A 20895-nucleotide genomic window follows, 5' to 3' on the forward strand; every position below is an offset into this window, starting at 1 on the left:
GCAGTCCGGGCACGATCGAGGGACTCGCGTCGTTGAGCGCGAGCACGGCGCCCTGTACCCGTGCCACCATGCGTTCATGCACGACGAGCGTGCCCTCGCGGCGGCGGCCGAGATCGCCGCAGGCAGCGGTGTGCCCCTCCACGACGCGGTCGTCGTCCTGGGGTCGGGCTGGACCGGAGCCCTGGAGTCGATCGGGGATCCCACGTGGGTCGTCCCGGCCGCCGACCTGGCCGGATTCCTCCCGCCGACCGCCCCGGGGCACGCGGGCGAGGTGGCCTCGGTCCCCCTGCGCACCGACCACGGAGTCGTGGCCCACGTCCTCGTCCTGAGCGGCCGGACGCACCTCTACGAGGGCCACGGGACCGCGGCGGTCGCGCACGGCGTACGGACCGGCGCTGCGGCCGGTGCCCGGGTCTGCGTCCTCACCAACGCCAACGGCAGCCTGCGGCCCGAGTGGCCCACCGGGACCGGTGTCCTGATCGCGGACCACCTCGACCTCGCTGCTGTGTCGCCGCTGGCCGGCGGAGAGTTCGTCGACCTGACCGACTGCTGGTCGTCGCGGCTCCGCGCCGTCGCGCGTGAGCTCGACTGCGGCCTGGTCGAGGGGACGTACGCGATGCTGCGCGGGCCCGAGTACCAGACCGTCGCCGAGCTCCGCATGCTCCGCACCCTGGGCGCGGACGTCGTCGGCATGTCTACGGTGCTCGAGGCGATCGCCGCCCGTGCCGTCGGGATGGACGTGCTCGGCATCTCCGTCGTCACCACCACCGAGCTCGACGAGCACGGCGAGCACCCCGAGCTGAACGACCCCGACGCGGTCGTGGCCGCTGCTGCCGAGTCCGCGACCGGTCTGGGTAGCACGATCCACAGCATCCTGACCGCTGTTCTTCCCGAACCCGCCCCGCCCGACTCCGCCCCGCCCGACTCCGCCCCGCCCGAGGAGACCTGATGTCCCGATACGACTCCCCCGACCCGTACCCCGCGCCCCCCGGCGCCGGCCCCGTCTCCGCCCCCGCCGGGGCGATCGAGGCCAACGGCATCAACGTCATCGACGAGTCCGAGCGCAAAGGCACCCCGCGCTCGCTGTTCTGGCCGTGGTGCGCGTCCAACATCTCGGTGTTCGGTGTCGCGTACGGCGCGTACTTCCTCGGGTTCGGCGTCTCCTTCTGGCAGGCGCTGATCGCCGGCCTGATCGGCACCGTGCTGTCGTTCCTGCTGGTGGGCATCGTCTCGATCGCGGGCAAGCGCGGCTCGGCACCGACGATGGTGCTCTCGCGGGCGCCGTTCGGCGTGCGCGGAAACGCGCTGCCGGCAGCGGTGTCGTACGTCCTGCTCGTCGGGTGGGAGACCGTGCTCGTCGCGCTGGCGGCGCTGGCGAGCGCGTCGGTGATCGAGGAGCTCGGCGGGGGCGGGGGCGACGGGGCGCGGGTCCTCGGCTTCGTGCTCACGGCCGCGGTCGTGATCGGCGCCGGGATCCTCGGGTTCGACACGATCATGAAGCTGCAGGTCTGGATCACGATCGCGACCGCGGTCCTCACCGTCGGCTACGTCATCCTCACCTTCGACCACGTCGACTGGGACGCCGTGTCGTCGCTGCCGTCGGGCGACGCGGCGGCCGTGATCGGCCTCGCGATCTTCGCGACCGCCGGGTTCGGGATCAGCTGGGTCAACTCCGGCGCCGACTACTCCCGCTACCTGCCTCGTACGGCGTCGGCCGGCGGCGTCGTCCTGTGGACCACCGTCGGCGGGGCGATCGCGCCGGTCTTCCTCGTCCTGTACGGCCTGCTGCTCGCCGGCTCCGACCAGGCGCTGCTCGCGGCGCTCGGCAACGACCCGATCGGCACGCTCGTCACGCTGCTGCCGACCTGGTACCTCGTGCCGTTCTTCCTGGTCGCGCTCGCCGGCCTCGTCGGCGGCGCGGTGCTGGACATCTACTCGTCGGGGCTCGCGCTGCTCACCCTCGGGCTCAAGACGCCGCGCTGGGTCGCTGCGGGGATCGACGGCGTGATCATGGTGCTGGGCGCGATCTACTTCCTGTGGTTCGCCGACGACTTCTTCACGCCGTTCCAGGGCTTCCTGATCACGCTCGCGGTCCCGATCGCGGCGTGGGCGGGGATCTTCGTCGCCGACATCGCGATCCGGCGGCGGGACTACGCCGCGCTCGACCTGTACGACCCGCGCGGGCGCTACGGCGCCTGGAACGTGTGGACGATCGCGTGGTTCCTCCTCGCGGTCTTCGTCGGGTGGGGCCTGGTGACGAACGGGTACGCCGAGTGGCTGACGTGGCAGGGCTACCTGCTGGAGCCGCTCGGGCTCGGCGGCAAGCAGGGCGAGTGGGCGTACGCGAACCTCGGCGTGGTCGCCGCGCTGCTCATCGGCTTCGTCGGCTACCTCATCACGGGCCGGGGCCAGATCGCGCGACAGGAGTCGGTGCCCACCGCCGGCCGGCGATGAGGATCGCGGTCACGGGAGCCAGCGGGAACGTCGGCGGTCACGTCGCGTCGTTGCTCACCGAGGCCGGCGGGCACGACGTGGTGGGGCTGTCGCGTCGTGGGCCGGTGCACGCCGACTATGACGACCTCGCCTCGTTGCGGGCCGCGCTGAGGGAGGTCGACACGCTCGTGTTCGTCTCCAGCGACGGGGAGGCAGCGCGGATGATCACGCAGCACGCGAACGTCGTGCGCGCCGCCGCGGACGAGGGGGTCGCGCACGTCGTGTACCTCTCGGGTCTGGACGCCGACGTCGCCTCGCCGTTCTGCTACGCCTACACGAACGGGACGACCGAGGCGATGCTCGCCGGGTCGGGGTGCGCGACCTCGGTCGTCCGCGCGTCGATCTTCACGGAGTTCTTCGCGGGCTTCCTCGACCGTGCGCGGGAGTCCGGGACGCTGCGTCTGCCGACCGGTGGGGCGCGGATCTCCCTCGTCTCGCGCGAGGACGTCGGCCGGTGCCTCGCCGCGCTCGCGCTGGGGCCGCCGACCGGACGCGTCCACGCCGTCACGGGACCGGTCGCGCTGGACCTGGAGGCGATCGCCGCTGCCACCGAGCGTCGGTGGCGGACGCCGGTCCGCCCGGTCGACGTGCCGGCGGCCGCGTTCGCGACCGAGCTCGCCGAGCGTGGGGAGGACCCGTGGTGGAGCTATGCGTACGCGTCGATGTTCGCGTCCGTCCGCGAGGGTCGCTGGGACGCCGTGTCGGACGAGGTGCGGCTGCTGACCGGACGCGCCCCGCTCCCCTTCGGCGACGTGCTGCCGCCCCGCCCCTGACCCGCGCCCCCCGCCCCGCCCCGCGATTTGACGCCTTATCCACGTAATCCGGTGCGGATTCGGTGCGGAAGGCGTCGAATCGTGGGGTGGCTCCGGGCGACGGGCCGGTGCTGCGAGGATGCTCCACGTCGGAGGTTCAGCGAGGAGGTGCCGTGGGCGCGAAGGCCGTACGGATCGGCGCCGTGGTCATGGCGATCGCTGCGTTCGTCATCACGCGGAAGGCCCCGCGCTAGCAGCGCAGCCCGAACCCGCCCCACGATTTGACGCGTTATCCACGGAATCGGGTGCGAATTCGGTGGGGTAGGCGTCAAATCGCGGGGCGTGGGATCGCGGGGGCGGGCCGCGGGGGCGCGGGGCGCGCGGCGCTTACGCGCGGCGCCGTGCGGGTGGGGTGGCGCCGGCGACGAGCCACGCGACGCTCATGTGGTCCGAGCGCAGCCCGGCGGTGGCGAGCCGCAGGTGCCGTGACCCCGCGGTCGGCCCTGCGACGTCGGTGCCGATCCTGGCCCGGATCCCGGCGTGGGCGAGGCGTCGGACGGTCGCGTGGGCGTCCGGCACCCGCACCCACAGCGCGAGCCCGTCGACTCCCGGGACGGACAAGCCGTGGCGGCGCAGGGCGCGGGCGAGCGTGTGCCAGCGACGTGCGTACCGCCACCGCGCCTGCGCGACCAGCGCCTGTACGACGGGGTCGCCGAGCATCAGCGCGAGCGTGCGCTGCGCCATCTTCGGCGGGAAGGAGCCGGTGATGTTCTGCCGGGACCGCAGGCGTTCGACGACCGCGGCGGCGCCGCCGACGAGCGCCATCCGGACGGTCGGGCCGTGCGAACGCTGGTAGCCGCGGACTAGCACCGTCTGCTCCGGGACCCAGCGGCCGACCGACGCAGCCGGCCCCGTCGCGAGGCCCGCCGCGCTGTCCTCCTCCACCACCAGCACCTCACGCTCCGCGAGCACGGACGCGAGCGCCTGGGCGCGTGCCTCGGTCATGTGGTGGGCGAGCGGGTCGGCCATCCGCGGCTGCAGCACGACCATCACGGGCCGGGAGGCGAGGGCCTCCTCGAGCGCCTCCGGCACCATCCCGGCGCTGTCGCAGGGGACGTGGAGCACCTGCGCGCGGACCGCGGACAGGACCGCGCTGGTCTCGGGCGAGCACGCCTCCTCCACGAGGACCCGGTCGCCGGGATGGACGACGAGCGCGGCGAGCTGGGCGAGCGCGTCGGCGTACCCCCACGCGACCGCGAGCCCGTCCGGCACGAACGGCCACGAGCCGAGTGCGACCTGCGCGAGGTCGTCGTCGACGTCGCTGGTCTCCGAGTGCTGCCAGGCGAGCCGCTCCGCCGCTGCCGCGAGGTGGGGACCGGGGTCGGGAACCAGGTCGACGTCGTACGCCGAGGACGCGAGGTCGATCCGCATCGGCAGGTCGTGGACGTCGGCCCGGTCGGTCGACGGCAGGCTCAGGTCGTGGACGAACGTGCCGTTGCGCCCGTCGGAGCGGACGAGGCGTTCGTGGCGCAGCAGCGTCCACGCGGTGGCGACGGTCGTGGCGCCGACGTGCAGGGCGGACGCCGTAGCCCGGACGGTGGGCAACCGGGTGCCGTCGCGGAGCGTCCCCTGCCGGATGAGACGGGCCACGTGGTCGGCGATCCCGCGGGCGGACGGCTCGGCCACACCGGCGGCGAGCCGCGCCGCAGGCATTGAAGCGCTTCCACGACGGTTCTTTCCCCCCATGACGAATTCTTAGCCGCGCTGGCGACGCGCCGCCACCCCACTGTCCGGATGCGGACACACGTGCTACCGGCAAGTCCGCACAATGCCGAACAAGCGAGGCGGTCACCGGCCCGTGAATGCTCATTAACGTGAGGCAACCCTCGCCGCACACCCGCGGCGGGTCCACGTGGAAGGGCAGCACATGGGACACAGACGATTGCTCTCCGTCGCCGTCGCCACGGCGTCGGTCGCCTTGCTCGGGACCAGCCTGGTCGCGTCCACCGCCACCGCGGAGGCGCCGTACAGGATCACCTTGCCGGCCGCCGCGGCCGGCATCCCCACCCCGGAGGAGTTCTTCGGGTTCGAGATGGGGGCGGAGGGGAAGCTCGCCGCGTACCCCGACGTCCTCGACTACATGAAGTCCATCGCCAAGAGCTCCGACCGGGTCGACTACGAGACCGTCGGCAAGACGACGATGGGCAACGAGTACGCGACGGTCTTCATCAGCGCTCCGAAGAACCTCGAGCGCCTCGACGATATCGTCGCCATGAACCAGAAGCTCTCCGACCCGCGCAGCACGTCGCAGGCCGAGGCGAAGGCGCTCGCGCAGGAGAGCGTCCCGATCTACCACCTCGAGGCGACGATCCACTCGACCGAGGTCGGCAACGGGCAGGCGATCAACGACATCGTGCACCGCCTCGCCACGGAGGACTCCGCCTTCACCGAGGAGGTGCTGAACAACTCCGTGATCATGCTCGTGCCGTCGCAGAACCCGGACGGCCAGCACCTCGTCGTGGACCACTTCAACCGCACCGCCGGCACGAACCTCGCGCGGACGTACCCGGACCTGTACCACAAGTACACCGGGCACGACGACAACCGTGACTGGACGATGTTCACCCAGGTCGAGGCGCAGTACCGGCTCGAGCTGGAGAAGAAGTTCCGCCCGGTGATGACGCACATCATGCATCAGCAGGGCAACTCCGGTGAGCGTCTGTTCGTCCCGCCGTACGGCGGCGTGACCAGCGCCAACGTGCCGCCGAACATGAACGCCTCGAGCTCGGCCGTCGGCCAGCACGCGATGCGTCAGCTCGCGGCCGAGGGCAAGTCCGGAGTGGGCACGCAGGACTACCACATCTTCTGGACCCTGGAGCAGCCCGTGGGCTTCTTCCCGTTCACCGGCACGGGCGCGTTCCTCACCGAGCTCGCCTCAGCGGTCGACCTGGCCTACCCGCAGAAGTCGAGCAACGGCCAGCCGCTCGGCCCGCAGGTGCCCACCCAGGCGCTGATCGAGCCGTACGAGAAGGACACCTGGACGCTCAAGGACATCGTCGAGTACGCCAACACCGCCACGTACGCGGGCATGGAGTACGTCGCGCAGAACGGCGAGAAGCTGCTGTACGACAACCTCTGGTCCGTCCCGGCGGAGTACATGGAGAACGGCGTGAAGTCGGGCGTGGAGGCCTACGTCGTCGAGGCCGACCAGCGTGACCCGTACGCGACGTACGAGATGCTCGAGCGCCTGGAGTGGACGCAGGTCGAGATCGACCGCGCGACCGCGCCGTTCACGGCGGCCGGCAAGCAGTACGCCGCAGGGTCGTACGTCATCAAGACCAAGCAGCCGCGTGGCAACTGGGTCGACCAGGTGCTCGGCAAGGACTCCTACCCGACCGACGACCTCCCGTACGCGGAGGCGACCACGAGCCTGCCGATCCAGATGGGTGTCGCGGTCGACGAGGTCAAGGCGGGCTTCGACGCGCAGCTCGAGCGCGTCGAGTCGATCGAGGTGCCTGCGGTGACGATGCCGGCAGCGCCGGGTGCCGCGGGGGCGTACCTGGTGCGTCCGGAGTCGTACGGCACGATCCAGGTCGTCGCCGCGCTGCAGAAGTCCAACATCACGACCTTCCGTGCGGGGGCCGAGTTCAAGGACGGCAGCACGGCGTACCCGGCGGGCACGTACGTGATCCCGGCGACGCCGCAGGCGCGCTCGGTGCTCGCGACCGCGACCAAGAAGGTCGGCATCCCGGTCGCGGCGACGGCGTCCGCGCCGAAGGTCGAGGGCATCCAGCTCAAGCCGCGCACGCGGGTCGGCCTGCTCCGCGGGGCGAACAACATGCCCGGCGGCTGGGACATGTGGCTGATGGACCAGTACGGCATCAACTACGAGGTCGTAGGTGCCCAGGACTTCCAGAGCGGCAAGCTCATCGACGTCTACGACACGATCGTGCTGCCGCAGGGCATCTCGAAGTCGCGGATCGTCGACGGGCTCGACCAGGAGCGGTACGACGAGGAGTTCGCGTGGGCGTACGGCGTGGGCGAGAAGGGCTGGAAGAAGCTGCGCCAGTTCGTCAAGCAGGGCGGCACGCTGCTCGCGATCGGCAGCTCGGTCGCGACCGCCAAGGAGCTGATGGACCTGCCGATCGAGCCGGCTCTGCCGACCGACCGGAACGTGTTCGCGACCGGCGGCAGCCTGCTCAACCACGAGTTCGACAGCTCGGACATGGTGGCGTGGGGCATGCCGGAGGAGTGGCCGGTGTGGCTCTACAACACCCAGGCGTGGACGCCGACGGGCAAGAAGGCCGACGTCGTCTCGACCTACCCGGAGTCGGACGTGCTGGCGAGCGGCTACCTCAAGGGTGAGGACCACATCAAGGGCAAGGCGAACGTCGTGTCGTTCGACATCGGCAAGGGCAAGGTCGTCACGTACGGGTCGGAGATCACGTTCCGTACGCTGCCGCGCTCGTCGTTCAACCTGCTCTACAACGCGGTCTACGGCGGTCCCGCGGCGGAGGTGAACAAGACGCAGCTCAAGCAGCTGAAGCCGGCGTTCTCCGCCAACGGCACGCTGCTGCCGTAGCGACACCCGTCCCGGCCCCGCGATTTGACGCCTTGTACACGTAATCCCCCGCCGTTTCGGTGGGGAAGGCGTCAAATCGCGGGGCGACGGTGTGCGGGGGCTAGTCCGCCGCGCGGTGGAGGTCCGAGAGGTGCAGGTACGCCCGCGCGTTGCGCTTGAGCCCCTCCCGCTCCTCGGGAGTGAGCTCGCGGCGGACCTTGCCGGGGACTCCGGCGACCAGCGAGCCCGGCGGGATCTCCGCACCCTCGAGCACCACGGCGCCGGCGGCGACCATCGAGCCGGCGCCGATCGTCGCGCCGTTGAGCACCACCGACCCCATGCCGATCAGGCAGTCGTCCTCGACGGTGCAGCCGTGCAGCACCGCCCGGTGACCGACCGAGACACCGCTCCCCAGCGTGACGGGCCTGTCGGTGTCGACGTGGAAGACGCACCCGTCCTGGATGTTGGTGCGCTCGCCGATCGTGATGGGCGCGTTGTCGGCGCGCAGCACCGCGCCGTACCAGACGCTCGCCTGCGGCCCGAGGGTCACGGCGCCGGTGAGGACGGCCGTCGGGGCGACGTATGAGGTGGGGTCGAGGTCGGGGCTTGTCCCGGCGATGGTCCGGAGCAGAGGTTCGGCGGTCATGGCCCCGATCGTGCCATGGCTCGGACGTAGCTCAGCCGAGGAGGGCGCGCCGGGCCATCTGCGTGAGGAGCTCGGCCATCGCGTCGGCGGAGATGCGGGCGCTGTGCGGCGTCGAGTTGAGGAGCCCGAAGGTGGCCTGTACGGCGGCGCGCGCCGTGCGCTGGTCCAGCTCGGGCCGCAGCGTGCGCAGGACCTCGACCCAGGTGTCGACGTAGTCGAGCTGCAGCTCGCGCACCGCCTCGCGGCTCTCCTCGTCGAGGTTGGTCCACTCGCGCTCCTGGACGACGATCAGCGCGGGGTTGGTCAGGGCGAAGTCGATGTGGAAGGCCACGAGGGCGTCCAGGGCGTCCTTGGGGTCGGTCGCCGCCTCGACGCGCCGCAGGCCGCCGCTGCGCAGCGTGCGGCTGATGCCGACCAGCATCTCGGACAGGATCGCGTCCTTGCCCGAGAAGTGGCGGTAGAGCGCGGGACCCGACACCCCGCACGCCGCTCCGATGTCGTGCACGGAGACGCCGTGAAAGCCACGCTCGGCGAAGAGCGCGGCGGCGGTGGTGAGGATCTGCTCCTGGCGACTGGTGACCACGCCGCCATGCTAGGTCGCTGGGGCTCGATCGCTGTGCACCACGGGGGAAAAGACAGCGGCCGGCGGGTGATCCGCCGGCCGCCGGTCCGTGAGCGGTCTCGGGTCCGCTCACGAACATAGTCCCCTCCGCGTCACGGGGGCCGCGCGGAGGAGTTCGGGGTGCTACAGGAAGAAATCTGCCATGAATTCAGCGCCATGGGAATGGCAGAATGATGCCGTGTCCTGAATACGACACAGGATCCGTGGTTTGAACGTCGATCGACGGGTGAGATCCTCCGAGCGTCAGCCGTTTTTCCCACAATTCCGCCGTTGGACAGGCGGATCGCGTGGGACGATCACGCAGCAGAGAGCAGCGGGCAGGGAGGTGTTGCGTGCTCGAGGTCTTGGGGTTCTCTCCCGATGAGTACGACCTCTATCGCGCGCTCGTCGAGGTGGCGAGCGCGACGCCGGCAGAGCTCGGCGGTGTGGTCGGCATGCAGGTCGAAGACGTGTCCGCCTACCTGGCCTCGCTCGAGCAGCGCGGTCTGGTCGGGCGGCACGTCCACGGTGGCGAGGAGCACTTCACGGCGTCACCGCCGACGGTCGCGCTCGGCTCGCTCATCGTCGAGCGGCAGCGGTGGCTGCGCCGCGCCGAGATCGAGCTCGAACGCCTCAACGCGCTCTACCGCAAGGCCGCCGACGACCGCACCGCGTCCGACCTGGTCGACCTCGTCCCGGGGCGCGAGGCGGGGATGCAGCGGGCCGGCCAGCTGCTCCGCGCGGCCCGGCGCGAGGTCCGCCTGACCGTGCGGACCACCAAGCTGACCACCGCAGAGTACGGGTTCGTCGAGGAGCGCCGCGCCGTCGATCGCGGGGTGACGTTCCGGGTGCTCGCCGAGCGTGCGGTGCTCGACCGTCCCAACTCGCTGTCGGAGTTCCACGATGGCGAAGGGATGGACGTCCGGCTCGCCTCGGCCCTGCCGTCGCGCATCCTCATCGTCGACTCCGAGATCGCGATGGTCCCCGTGATGGCGTCGCCGGACGACCTCACGGGCGGGGCGCTGATCGTCCACCGCAGCGGTCTGCTCGACAGCCTCGTCGCGCTGTTCGAGGCGCTGTGGGTCAGCGGCGCCCCGCTGCTCGCGAGCGAGGTGCCCGACTCTGGCCCCGGCGAGCTGGACGACACCGACGCCCGGATCCTGCGCCTCCTCAACGCGGGACTGACCGACCACAAGGTCGCCAACCAGCTCGGTCTGTCCGCACGCACGGTGCAGCGCCGGATGAGCCGGCTGATGGAGAAGGCCGAGGTCGAGACGCGGCTGCAGCTCGGGGTCGCTGCGAAGCAGCGCGGTTGGCTCTAGCTGCGAAGCAGCGCGGTTGGCTCTAGGGCTAGAGGCCGCCGGCGATCCGCAGGGTCGTGCCGGTCACGTACGACGCCTCGGCCGTGAAGAGCCACGCGACCGCCGGCGCGATGTCGTCCGGGACGCCGATGCGCCCCAGCGGCACGCGCTCGGCGACGCGCGCCGGCCGCCCGGGGTCGCCGGCGTCGGCGTGGATCCGCGTCTCGATCGTGCCCGGAGCGACGCCGACCACCCGGATCCCGCGCGCGGCGGTCTCCTTCGCGAGGCCGAGCGTGAGCGCGTCGACGCCGGCCTTCGCCGCGGCGTACTGCACGTACTCGCCGGGCGACCCGAGCGTCGCGGCCCCGGACGAGATGTTGACGATCGTCCCCGCGACCCCCGCCTCGTCGAACGCGATCACCGCCCGACGCGCGCACAGCAGCGCGGCCGTGAGGTTCAGGTCGACGGTCCGGCGTACGACGTCCGTCGGGGTCTCGGCGAGCGGACCGACGTGGAGCGTGGCTCCGGCGTTGTTGACGAGCCCGGTCACCGTCCCGATCTGCGCGGCGGCCTCGAACAGCGCCTCGACACCGTCGTCGGTGGTGACGTCGGAGCGGACGACCGCGACCCGCGTCCGGGGAGCGAGCTCGTCGCGCAGCGCCTCCGCGGCCGCGTCGTCGTGGGCGTACCCGAGGACCAGTCCGTGCCCGGCTCCTGCCAGCCGTCGGGCGATCGCGGCGCCGATCCCGCGCGTGCCGCCGGTGACGAGGGTGGTCTGGGGGGTGCTCACCTCTCGGACTCTAGCCAGGGGTGCGTCGCGCGTGCGCGGGCGCCGCTTGACCTCAAGCGCGCTTGAGCATCGACACTCGACGCAGACGAGCGACGGAGAGGGCAGGCGGATGCGAGCGGTGCAGGTCGGCGAGTACGGCGGACCCGAGGTGCTGGAGGTCGCGGACGTCCCCGACCCGGACCCGGCCGAGGGCGAGCTCGTGGTCGACGTCGCCGTCGCGGACGTGATCTTCCTGGACACGATCCTGCGTCGTGGGGCGGCCGCCCAGTGGGGCATGACGCTCCCGTACGTCGCGGGCGGCGCTGTCGCGGGGACGGTCCGCCGCGTCGGCGCGGGGGTCGACCCGGGCTGGGTCGGGCGGCGCGTGGTGGCGCGGACGGGGACGCAGGGCGGGTACGCCGAGCGGGCCGCGGTCGCCGTCGCCACGGCGGTCGCGCTGCCGGACGACGTCGGGGACGCCGACGCTGCTGCGCTCTCCCGCGACGGTGTCACGGCGCTCCGGCTGGTCGAGGTGACGGAGGCTGGACCCGGTGACCGGGTGCTCGTCAACGCGGCGGCGGGCGGGGCCGGTGCGCTGCTCGTCCAGCTCCTGCTCGCCCGCGGGGTGACGGTCGTGGGAGCCGCGCGCGGCGAGGAGAAGCTCGCCCTGGTCCGAGGGCTGGGTGCCGAGGCGGTCGACTACGGGGTCTCGGGGTGGACCGAGAAGGTCGTCGCGGCGTTCGGGGGCGAGCGGCCGACCGTCCTCCTCGACGGTGCCGGTGGGACGCCAGGACAGGAGGCGTTCACGGTGCTCGAGGAGGGCGGGCGGCTGGTCGCGTACGGGGCGGCGGGCGGCTTCCTCCAGCCCGACGAGGAGGAGGTGCGGCGGCGGAGCCTGCACGTCCTCGGCATCACCGGGGTGCAGCTCGCTCCGGACGCCGTTCGTCGCCTCACCGAGAAGGCCGTCGAGCTGCGCCGTGCGGGGACGTGGGTTCCGGCGATCCGCCACCGCCTCCCGCTCGCCGGGGCGGCGGAGGCGCACCGTCGGCTGGAGGAGCGGACGGCGGTCGGGAAGGCCGTGCTCGTGGTCGGCGGAGGGGCCGTTGGCGTCGGAGGTTAACAACCGTTAACATCATCGGCATGGGTACGCCACCCGCCTCCGCCCCGTCCTTGCGCGACCTCGTCGACCAGCTGCGCGAGCGGCTCGCCGTCGTCCGCACCGGCGGGCCCGAGCGCGCCCGTCAGAAGCACGAGAAGCGCGGCAAGCTCTTCGTCCGCGACCGCGTCGACCGCCTGCTCGACCCCGGCTCGCCGTTCCTCGAGATCGCGCCGCTGGCGGCGTACGGCATGTACGGCGCCGACGGCGACGCGTACGCGGTGCCGAGCGCCGGCGCGGTCGCCGGCATCGGCCGGGTGTCCGGGCGCGAGTGCGTGATCGTCGCGAACGACGCGACCGTCAAGGGCGGCACCTACTACCCGATGACGGTCAAGAAGCACCTCCGTGCGCAGACGGTCGCCGCGGAGAACCACCTGCCGTGCCTCTACCTCGTCGACTCCGGGGGCGCGTTCCTCCCGATGCAGGACGAGGTGTTCCCCGACCGCGAGCACTTCGGGCGCATCTTCTACAACCAGGCGCAGATGTCGGCGCAGGGCATCCCGCAGGTCGCGGCCGTGATGGGGTCGTGCACCGCGGGTGGCGCGTACGTCCCGGCGATGAGCGACGAGACGGTCATCGTCCGCGACCAGGGCACGATCTTCCTCGGCGGTCCGCCGCTGGTGAAGGCGGCGACCGGTGAGGTCGTCACGGCGGAGGAGCTCGGCGGCGGCGAGGTGCACGCCCGCAGGTCCGGTGTCGTCGACCACCTCGCCGACGACGACGCGCACGCGCTGGCGATCGTCCGCAGCATCGTCGCGACCTTCGAGCGCCGGACGCCGCCGAGCCTCGAGCGCAGTGCGGTCGTCGAGCCGCTCGAGGACCCGGCAGGCCTGTACGACGTGGTGCCGACCGACTCGCGCACCCCGTACGACGTGCGGGACGTGATCCGGCGCGTGGTCGACGGCTCGACGTTCCACGAGTTCAAGCCGTTGTACGGCGAGACGCTGGTGTGCGCGTTCGCCCGGATCTGGGGCTACCCGGTCGCGATCGTGGCGAACAACGGCATCCTCTTCTCGGAGTCGTCGCTCAAGGGCGCGCACTTCATCGAGCTGGCGAACCAGCGGGGCGTCCCCCTCGTCTTCCTCCAGAACATCACCGGCTTCATGGTCGGCCGCGAGTACGAGAACGGCGGCATCGCGAAGGACGGCGCCAAGCTCGTCACCGCGGTCGCGTCGTCGGTCGTGCCGCGGTTCACCGTCGTCATCGGCGGCTCGTACGGCGCCGGGAACTACGGCATGTCGGGACGGGCGTACGACCCGCGCTTCCTGTGGATGTGGCCCAACGCCAAGATCTCGGTGATGGGCGGCGAGCAGGCCGCGTCCGTGCTCGCGACGGTGCGCCGCGACGGCATCGAGGCGCGCGGCGAGGAGTGGAGCGCCGCCGACGAGGAGGCGTTCAAGGATCCGATCCGCGAGCAGTACGAGGCGCAGGGCTCGGCGTACTACTCCACCGCGCGGCTGTGGGACGACGGCATCATCGACCCCGCCGACACCCGGCGCGTGCTCGGCATGGCGTTGCAGGCGTCGTCGAACGCGCCGATCCCCGAACCCCACTACGGCGTCTTCCGGATGTGAGTGCGATGACGAACGATTCTGCAGCCGAGCGGGGGGGCTCTGGTGGTCGAGCAGCCGAGCCGGGGGCTTCTGGTGGTCGAGTAGCCGAGCCGCTGGGCGAGGCGTATCGAGACCCGGGTCTCGATACGCCCTCCGCTAGCGCTCCGGGCTACTCGACCAGCGGGGCGACCGGCGGGGGCGGCGCTCCGGGCTACTCGACCAGCGGGGGCGGCGCTCCGGGCTACTCGACCAGCGGGGGCGGCTCGACCAGCGGTGCCCGCTTCACCTCGGTCCTCGTCGCCAACCGGGGCGAGATCGCGGTGCGCGTGATCCGGGCCGTGCAGGCCGCCGGGCTGCGGGCGATCGCGGTGCACTCCGACCTCGACGCCCAAGCCCCTCACGTCCGGCTCGCCGACCACGTCGAGCGTGTCGCGTCGTACCTGGATGTCGACGCGATCCTGGATGCCGCCCGTCGCAGCGGCGCGCAGGCCGTGCACCCGGGCTACGGCTTCCTCTCCGAGCGGGCCGACGCCGCCCGCGCGGTGGTCGATGCCGGACTCGTGTGGATCGGGCCAAGTGCGGACGTGATCGACCTGATGGGCCGCAAGGACCGCGCCCGTGAGGTGGCCGAGCGCGCGGGCGTGCCGGTGACGCGGCGGTACGACGTCGGTCTCGATACGGACTCCGCTGGCGCTCCGTCCTCCTCGGCCACCGGGAGCGGCGACGTCGCGTACCCCGTCCTCGTCAAGGCGGCGGCCGGCGGTGGCGGGAAGGGCATGCGCGTCGTGCGCGACCCTGCGGACCTCGAGCCTGCGATCGCCGCCGCCCGCCGCGAGGCCGCGTCCGCCTTCGGGGACGACACGCTGATCGTCGAGGAGTACGTCGAGCGCGGCCGCCACGTCGAGGTGCAGGTCATCGGGGACGAGCACGGCACCGTCCTCCACCTCTTCGAGCGCGACTGCTCGGCGCAGCGCCGTCACCAGAAGGTCCTGGAGGAGGCTCCGGCGCCGACGATCTCCACGGCGACCCGCGACCGACTCACCGAGGCGGCGGTCGCGCTGTCGCAAGAGGTCGGCTACGTCAACGCGGGCACGGTCGAGTTCCTCGTGCACGGGGAGCGTGACGACCAGATCGCGTTCCTCGAGATGAACACGCGCCTGCAGGTCGAGCACCCGGTCACCGAGGCGATCACCGGCCTCGACCTGGTCGCGCTCCAGCTCCGGGTCGCGCAAGGGCTCCCGCTCGGCATCGCCCAGGACGACGTCACCGCGACCGGGCACGCGATCGAGGCCCGCGTCTACGCGGAGGACCCGTACGCCGGCTTCCTGCCTCAGGCCGGCCGCGCGACGCAGGTCGTGTGGCCGGAGCACGTCCGCGTCGACGCCGCGCTCGAGTCCGGCGCCGAGGTCACCACCGCGTACGACCCGATGCTCGGCAAGGTGATCGCGTACGGGGCGGACCGTGACGCGGCGCGGACCGCCCTGGTCGACGCGCTGGACCGGACGGCGGTCCTCGGCGTCACCACCAACACCGGGTTCCTGCGACGCCTGGTGGCGTCCGACGCGTTCGGGTCCGCCGTGATCCACACGGCCTGGCTGGACTCCGCCGACGCCGGCGAGCTGACGACGCGGCCCGACGTCCCGGCGGCTGCGCGCGACGACGCCGCCCGGGCCTGGGCGCGGGCACACGTGTCGCCTGCGGACGACCCGTTCGGCGCGGCCGACGGCTGGCGCTCCGCGGCGGACCCCGCACCGGTGCTCGTCACGCTCGTCGACGCCGACGGGACACCGGTCGACGCGGCGCTGCCGCCCGGGTCGTACGAGCAGGCCGCGGCCGAGGCCGGACGCGCGTGGGTCGACCACCGCAGCGTCACGGTCGCCCACGAGGGGCAGTCGTGGACCTTCCGTCATCCGGACCCCGCCCGCGACCGCGCCGGCGAGGGCACCGGTGACGCCGACGTCGTCTCGCCGATGCCGGGGACGGTGCTCTCCGTCGCCGTGGCCGAGGGTGAGACCGTGGAGGAGGGCCAGGTCCTCGGTGTCGTGGAGGCGATGAAGATGGAGATCGCGCTGAAGGCGCCGTACGCCGGAGTCGTCAGCCGGGTCGGTGTCGGCGGGGGCGACCAGGTGGCGCTCGGAGCGCTGCTGTTCCGGGTGGACGCGGAATGACGCGGAGCGCCTCGGAGGACCAGAACCGGCGCATGCTGCGGGCGCGCGACGCGATGGACCGCGACTACGCGTCGCCCCTCGATGTCGCCGCGCTCGCCCGCATCGCGTACGTCTCCGAGGCGCACTTCATCCGGACCTTCCGCGACACCTTCGGCGAGACGCCGCACCGCTACCTGCAGCGGCGTCGCATCGAGCGGGCGATGCGGCTGATGCGCGAGACCGAGCGGCCGGTCACCCAGATCTGCCTCGACGTCGGCTTCACCAGCCTCGGGACGTTCAGCCGGACGTTCACCGCGGTCGTGGGCGAGTCGCCGACCGCCTACCGGCGACGCGCCCGTCCGTACGTCGCCCCCTCGTGCTTCACGCGCTCCTGGACGCGGCCGAGCAGTTTCGGAGAAGCCAGGAGCGCCCGGGCGGGCCTAGCGTGAGCAGCATGTTCAACGCGATCAGCATCACCCAGGTCAAGGTCCTCGACCAGGACGAAGCCCTCGAGTTCTACGTCGGCAAGCTCGGGTTCGAGGTGAGCGCCGACGTGGACATGGGCTTCATGCGGTGGCTCACCATCTCCCTTCCGCGCGACCCCGACCGGCATCTCCTGCTCGAGGTCCCGAAGCCGCCCGCGATGAGTGAGGAGACGGCGGCGCAGGTGCGCGACCTGCTCACCAGGGGCGCGCTCGGTGTCGCCTGCATCCTCGCCACGGACGACTGCCGCGGCACGTACGAGGAGCTGCGCGCCAAGGGCGTCGAGTTCACCGAGGAGCCGACCGCGCAGCCGTACGGCGTCGACTGCGCCCTGCGCGACCCCTTCGGCAACGCCATCCGGATCACCGAGCCGACCACCGGCCCGGTGGAGATCACCGACGCCGACAGGGAGCGTTGGCGCTCCGGCGCCGACGCCAACCGCTAGCCCGACCACCGCCGTACCGACGAGCACGAGGAGAACCGATGGCGCTGCCCGCCGTGCACCGCGACCCCGCCCTGCCCGAGAGGGTGACGATCTACGAGGTCGGCGCGCGCGACGGGCTGCAGAACGAGAAGGGCGTCATCGGTCTCGACACCAAGCTGGAGTTCGTCCAGCGGCTCACCGGAGCCGGGCTCCCGATCGTGGAGGCGACGAGCTTCGTGCACCCGCGGTGGGTGCCGCAGCTCGCCGATGCCGCCGACCTCGTGGCGCGGCTCGACCTGCACGGGACCACGCCGTACCCGGTCCTCGTCCCCAACGAGCGCGGCCTCGACCGCGCGCTCGAGGCGGGGGTCACCCACGTGGCGGTCTTCGCCAGCGCCACGGAGACCTTCGCGGAGAAGAACCTCAACAGCACGTACGAGACGCAGTTCGCGATGTTCGAGCCGGTGGTGAGTCGGGCGCTCGAGGCGGGCCTGAAGGTGCGGGCGTACCTCTCGATGTGCTTCGGCGACCCGTGGGAGGGCGAGGTCGCGCTCGACCGCGTGGTCACCGCCGGGAAGCGGCTGCTCGACATGGGCGCCTACGAGCTCTCGCTCGGCGACACGATCGGCGTCGGCACCGCGCACCACGTCGAGGCGCTGCTGGACGCGTTCGGGGAGGCGGGGGTCTCAACGGGCTCGAGCGACGGGAGCTCGCGGCTCGCGATGCACTTCCACGACACGTACGGGCAGGCGCTGGCCAACACGTACGCGGCGCTGCGCAAGGGTGTGACGACGTTCGACGCGAGCGCCGGCGGGCTCGGGGGCTGCCCGTACGCGAAGTCCGCCACCGGCAACCTCGCCACCGAGGACCTGGTGTGGATGCTCGACGGGCTCGGCATCGCCCACGGCGTCGACCTGGCCGGGCTCGCGCAGACGAGCGCGTGGATGGCGCAGCAGCTCGGACGCCCCTCCCCCTCGGCGGTCGTGCGCGCCCTGACCACCGCCTGAGCGACGTGGGCTGACACCCAGGGCGGTTTCTCGTACGCTGTACGGATGTCAGTCCGCGCGATCCCGCTCCTGCCCTGCCCCTCGATCGACGAGATGGCCGCGTTCTTCGCGGCGCTCGGCTTCGCCACGACCTACCGGCAGACCCGGCCCAACCCGTACGTCTCGTTCGAGAAGGACGGGCTCGAGCTGCACTACTACGGGATCGCAGGCATCGCACCCGAGGACTCGCACAGCACCTGCGTCGTCATGGTCGACGAGACGGGGCCGTGGTTCGAGGGGTTCGCGTCGGGGCTGCGCTCCCGCTACGGCAGGCTCCCGCTCGCCGGGTACCCGCGGATCACCCGGCCACGTCGCCGCAAGAACGTGGGCGACCTCTCCGGCTTCAGCCTGATCGACCCGGCCGGCAACTGGATCCGGTTCATGCGCGACGCAGCGCCGGCACCGGTCCCTCCGGAGCAGGAGAGTGCGCTCGCCACGGCGTACGCGAACGCCGTCGTCCTCGCCGACTCGCACGGCGACCCGGCGCAGGCGGCCAAGATCCTCGCCGGCGCGATCGGCCGCGACGACGGCGCGAGCCCGTCCGAGGACCACGTGCAGGCGCTGGCGTACCTCGCGGAGCTGCACGTGCGCACGGGCGACACCGACGGCGCGCTGCGGGCCCTCGACGCTCTCGACGGCCACGTCCTCGCGCCCGAGATCGAGGAGGCGGCCGCCGAGCTGCGCGCCAGCGTCGGCCGCGGATGACGGCCGTCGATCGGTGCTCGTATCCGGCACCGATCGACGGCACTGATGCGCCGCCGGGCCTGTGGACGACGCGACGCACGGGATCGGTCTCTTCGGCGACGCTGGGCGAGTGCGCCAGCAGGAAGAGATGCGGAGGATTCTCGCGGAGCAGTCCGGGGTGATCGCGCGGCGCCAGCTGCTCGACCTCGGGTTCCGTCCGCACGAGATCCGGCGGCTCCTGAGGCACCGTGACCTGACCCGGATCTTCCCCGGCGTCTACGTGGCGCACACCGGAGCTCCGACCTGGATGCAGCGGGCCTGGGGCGCGGTGCTGTACGCGTGGCCGGCAGCGCTCAGCGGGACGTCCGCCCTCCGTGCGGCGGAGCGCGAACGCCTCGACGCCACTGCCGAGACCGTCGTCGAGATCGCGGTCGATCGCCGGCGCCGTGTGGCGGAGCAGGCCGGCATCCGCGTGACCTACCGCAAGCGCCTGGACGCGATGGCGTCATGGAACCTCGCGCCGCCCCGCCTGCGCTACGAGGAGGTGGTGCTCGACCTCGCGACGGAGGCTGCCGACGACGTCGACGCGGTCGCGGTGCTCACACGGGCGTGCGCCTCGCGACGGACCACGGCGGGACGCGTCCTCGCCACGATCCGCGCCCGGTCTCGCGTAGCCCGCCGCCGCTGGCTCGAGGCGGTGCTCGCCGACATCGCTGCGGGCACCCACTCGGTCCTCGAGCACGGATACCTGCACCGGGTCGAGCGCCCGCACGGCCTCCCGCGTGCTCGCCGGCAGCTCAGGGCCGTCGGTGCGACCGGCACGGCGTACCGGGACGCGGATCTCCGGGTGCTCGTCGTCGAGCTCGACGGACGCATCTACCACGAGTCAGGAACGCAGCGGGACGTCGACCTCGATCGTGACCTCGACGTCCTCGTCGAAGGGCGTCCGACCGCCCGGCTCGGATGGGGCCAGGTCTTTCGCCGGCCGTGCCGTACGGCGGCGAGGCTCGCGCTCATCCTCCAGAAGCACGGCTGGGGCGGGACTCCGACCGCATGCGCATCCCCCGGCTGCGCCCTGCGGGCGTGATGCGCTCGCCGCAGTCTGCCTGCGTCAGCCGCGCCGGATCCAGCGCGTGGCCGGAGTGCGCTCGTCGTACGAGTCGTGACCCGGACCCACCCGAGCCAGGATCGCGGCGCGAGCCTTCACGCGTCGCCCGGTCGTCTCGGTGAGGCACGAGACCGGCACCGAGATGCGGAACCGCTTCTTCGACAGCCACTTCGTCGTGATGCCGTCGCACACCAGCGGCTTGTACGTCGCCGGGTCGTCCGGGATCACCCAGCCGAGCTGGCGGTTGGTGACCACGCCGTCCTCGTTGCGCACGACCGACACCACGTAGCGGTAGCGGCCGCTGTCCTTCGTGCGAAGGATCAGGTCCGTCGCGGCGAGCTTCTTGACCCGCCGCGGGTGGGCCAGCGTGATCGTGCCGGTCACGCGTCGCTCGGTGTTCTTGAGCTGCAGCTTGGTGATGTCGGCGACCTTCGGCGCGTCGCCGCGCGGATCCTTCACCACTCCTGTGGCCGCGTTCGCCGCCCCGGGCACCAGCCCGACCGCGAGGATCGACCCCGCGGTGACAGCACCGATGCGCATCCAACGTCTCGTCATGACGTACCCCCTTGTTCGTCGTGCCGGCTCTGCGGCATCCGTCCATGGGACCACGCGGGAGGGTCAGCGGGAGGGCGATATTTCGTCGCGCCGGATTTGCGCGATTTTTTTGACTCGTTCAAGAAAACTGGTAAGACTGAGGACATGACCACGCCACCCGAGATCGAGCAGATGCTGCGTGCAGCGACGCTGCGCGTGACTCGGCCGCGGGTCGCCGTGCTGACCGCCGTCCACACCCTCCCGCACGCCGACACGGACACGCTCATCGACGCCGTCCGTCGCGACCTGCCGTCCGTGTCGCACCAGGCGGTCTACGACTCGTTGCACACGCTGACCGACCACGGGCTCGTCCGCCGGATCAAGCCCGCCGGGTCCGTCGCGCGCTACGAGGCCAGGATCGGCGACAACCACCACCACGTGGTGTGCCGGTCGTGCGGTGTCATTGCCGATGTCGACTGTGCCGTCGGCGAAGCCCCTTGCCTGACCCCCTCCGACGACCACGGCTTCGTGATCGAGGAGGCCGAGGTCATCTACTGGGGCACCTGTCCCGCCTGCTCCACCACCCAGATCTCCTGACCCAGCCTGTTCAGCCCGCAAGACCGTGCCACTGAGAGGA

General features: G+C 72.0%; 19 protein-coding genes. 14 read left to right on the top strand and 5 right to left on the bottom strand.

Features of this window, described 5'->3' with window-relative positions:
- The first annotated feature begins 76 nt into the window (after window positions 1-76).
- From ACQSSQ_RS16860 to ACQSSQ_RS16870, 3 genes are read left to right on the top strand one after another with little or no spacing between them, the layout of a single operon-like run.
- The gene (locus ACQSSQ_RS16860; protein WP_431328271.1) at window positions 77-949 is read left to right on the top strand and encodes a purine-nucleoside phosphorylase; all 873 of its coding nucleotides are present in this window, start codon (window positions 77-79) and stop codon (window positions 947-949) included.
- Window positions 949-2454, top strand: coding sequence for a purine-cytosine permease family protein (locus ACQSSQ_RS16865; RefSeq protein WP_431328272.1), 1506 nt, complete (start codon window positions 949-951; stop codon window positions 2452-2454). The genes ACQSSQ_RS16860 and ACQSSQ_RS16865 overlap by 1 nt, the downstream gene beginning before the upstream one ends.
- A complete protein-coding gene (locus ACQSSQ_RS16870; protein WP_431328273.1) occupies window positions 2451-3266 on the top strand; it encodes an NmrA family NAD(P)-binding protein in 816 nt (271 codons plus the stop codon). The genes ACQSSQ_RS16865 and ACQSSQ_RS16870 overlap by 4 nt, the downstream gene beginning before the upstream one ends.
- A 366-nt stretch (window positions 3267-3632) precedes the next feature.
- Here the strand turns inward: ACQSSQ_RS16870 and ACQSSQ_RS16875 are convergent, their stop codons facing one another.
- Window positions 3633-4958, bottom strand: coding sequence for an aminotransferase class I/II-fold pyridoxal phosphate-dependent enzyme (locus ACQSSQ_RS16875; protein ID WP_431328274.1), 1326 nt, complete (start codon window positions 4956-4958; stop codon window positions 3633-3635).
- Between the two features lie 214 nt (window positions 4959-5172).
- Between ACQSSQ_RS16875 and ACQSSQ_RS16880 the strand changes: the two genes are divergently transcribed.
- Window positions 5173-7827 (top strand): M14 family zinc carboxypeptidase, encoded by a 2655-nt coding sequence (locus ACQSSQ_RS16880; RefSeq protein ID WP_431328275.1) that lies wholly within the window; start codon window positions 5173-5175, stop codon window positions 7825-7827.
- 100 nt (window positions 7828-7927) lie between these two features.
- On the opposite strand, the gene ACQSSQ_RS16885 is transcribed toward ACQSSQ_RS16880, so the two are convergent.
- Window positions 7928-8452, bottom strand: a complete 525-nt coding sequence (locus ACQSSQ_RS16885) for a gamma carbonic anhydrase family protein (protein WP_431328276.1) — start codon at window positions 8450-8452, stop codon at window positions 7928-7930.
- Window positions 8453-8483: 31 nt separating this feature from the next.
- A complete protein-coding gene (locus ACQSSQ_RS16890) occupies window positions 8484-9035 on the bottom strand; it encodes an SACE_7040 family transcriptional regulator (protein ID WP_431328277.1) in 552 nt (183 codons plus the stop codon).
- 371 nt (window positions 9036-9406) lie between these two features.
- Between ACQSSQ_RS16890 and ACQSSQ_RS16895 the strand changes: the two genes are divergently transcribed.
- Entirely contained in the window at window positions 9407-10375 is a 969-nt protein-coding gene (locus tag ACQSSQ_RS16895; protein WP_431328278.1) for a helix-turn-helix domain-containing protein, read from the top strand.
- A gap of 28 nt (window positions 10376-10403) precedes the next feature.
- On the opposite strand, the gene ACQSSQ_RS16900 is transcribed toward ACQSSQ_RS16895, so the two are convergent.
- Entirely contained in the window at window positions 10404-11144 is a 741-nt protein-coding gene (locus ACQSSQ_RS16900; RefSeq protein WP_431328279.1) for an SDR family NAD(P)-dependent oxidoreductase, read from the bottom strand.
- Between the two features lie 109 nt (window positions 11145-11253).
- On the opposite strand from ACQSSQ_RS16900, the gene ACQSSQ_RS16905 reads away from it, so the two are divergent.
- The 8 genes from ACQSSQ_RS16905 (at window position 11254) to ACQSSQ_RS16940 (ending at window position 19703) form a co-directional block, all read left to right on the top strand.
- The gene (locus tag ACQSSQ_RS16905) at window positions 11254-12243 is read left to right on the top strand and encodes a zinc-binding dehydrogenase (RefSeq protein ID WP_431328280.1); all 990 of its coding nucleotides are present in this window, start codon (window positions 11254-11256) and stop codon (window positions 12241-12243) included.
- Between the two features lie 20 nt (window positions 12244-12263).
- Window positions 12264-13853 carry a carboxyl transferase domain-containing protein gene (locus ACQSSQ_RS16910; RefSeq protein ID WP_431328281.1) on the top strand — a complete coding sequence of 530 codons (1590 nt, stop codon included), beginning with the start codon at window positions 12264-12266 and terminating at the stop codon, window positions 13851-13853.
- A 5-nt stretch (window positions 13854-13858) separates the two neighbouring features.
- Entirely contained in the window at window positions 13859-16000 is a 2142-nt protein-coding gene (locus ACQSSQ_RS16915; RefSeq protein ID WP_431328282.1) for an acetyl/propionyl/methylcrotonyl-CoA carboxylase subunit alpha, read from the top strand.
- Window positions 15997-16428 (top strand): helix-turn-helix domain-containing protein, encoded by a 432-nt coding sequence (locus ACQSSQ_RS16920; RefSeq protein WP_431328283.1) that lies wholly within the window; start codon window positions 15997-15999, stop codon window positions 16426-16428. Before ACQSSQ_RS16915 ends, ACQSSQ_RS16920 begins: the two co-directional genes overlap by 4 nt.
- Window positions 16429-16433: 5 nt before the next feature.
- Complete coding sequence (locus tag ACQSSQ_RS16925) at window positions 16434-16907, top strand: VOC family protein (RefSeq protein WP_431328284.1); 474 nt, start codon at window positions 16434-16436, stop codon at window positions 16905-16907.
- Between the two features lie 38 nt (window positions 16908-16945).
- Window positions 16946-17893: a hydroxymethylglutaryl-CoA lyase gene (locus ACQSSQ_RS16930; RefSeq protein WP_431328285.1), complete on the top strand. Its 948-nt coding sequence runs from the start codon at window positions 16946-16948 to the stop codon at window positions 17891-17893.
- 45 nt (window positions 17894-17938) lie between these two features.
- Window positions 17939-18637 carry a DUF8817 family protein gene (locus tag ACQSSQ_RS16935; RefSeq protein WP_431328286.1) on the top strand — a complete coding sequence of 233 codons (699 nt, stop codon included), beginning with the start codon at window positions 17939-17941 and terminating at the stop codon, window positions 18635-18637.
- Between the two features lie 127 nt (window positions 18638-18764).
- Window positions 18765-19703, top strand: coding sequence for a hypothetical protein (locus ACQSSQ_RS16940; protein WP_431328287.1), 939 nt, complete (start codon window positions 18765-18767; stop codon window positions 19701-19703).
- Window positions 19704-19727: 24 nt separating this feature from the next.
- Here the strand turns inward: ACQSSQ_RS16940 and ACQSSQ_RS16945 are convergent, their stop codons facing one another.
- A complete protein-coding gene (locus ACQSSQ_RS16945; protein ID WP_431328288.1) occupies window positions 19728-20279 on the bottom strand; it encodes a hypothetical protein in 552 nt (183 codons plus the stop codon).
- Window positions 20280-20423: 144 nt separating this feature from the next.
- On the opposite strand from ACQSSQ_RS16945, the gene ACQSSQ_RS16950 reads away from it, so the two are divergent.
- Window positions 20424-20855, top strand: a complete 432-nt coding sequence (locus ACQSSQ_RS16950; RefSeq protein WP_431328289.1) for a Fur family transcriptional regulator — start codon at window positions 20424-20426, stop codon at window positions 20853-20855.
- The last annotated feature ends 40 nt before the right edge of the window (window positions 20856-20895 follow it).

This window comes from Mumia spirodelae (assembly GCF_050632745.1).
Taxonomy (GTDB): domain Bacteria; phylum Actinomycetota; class Actinomycetes; order Propionibacteriales; family Nocardioidaceae; genus Mumia.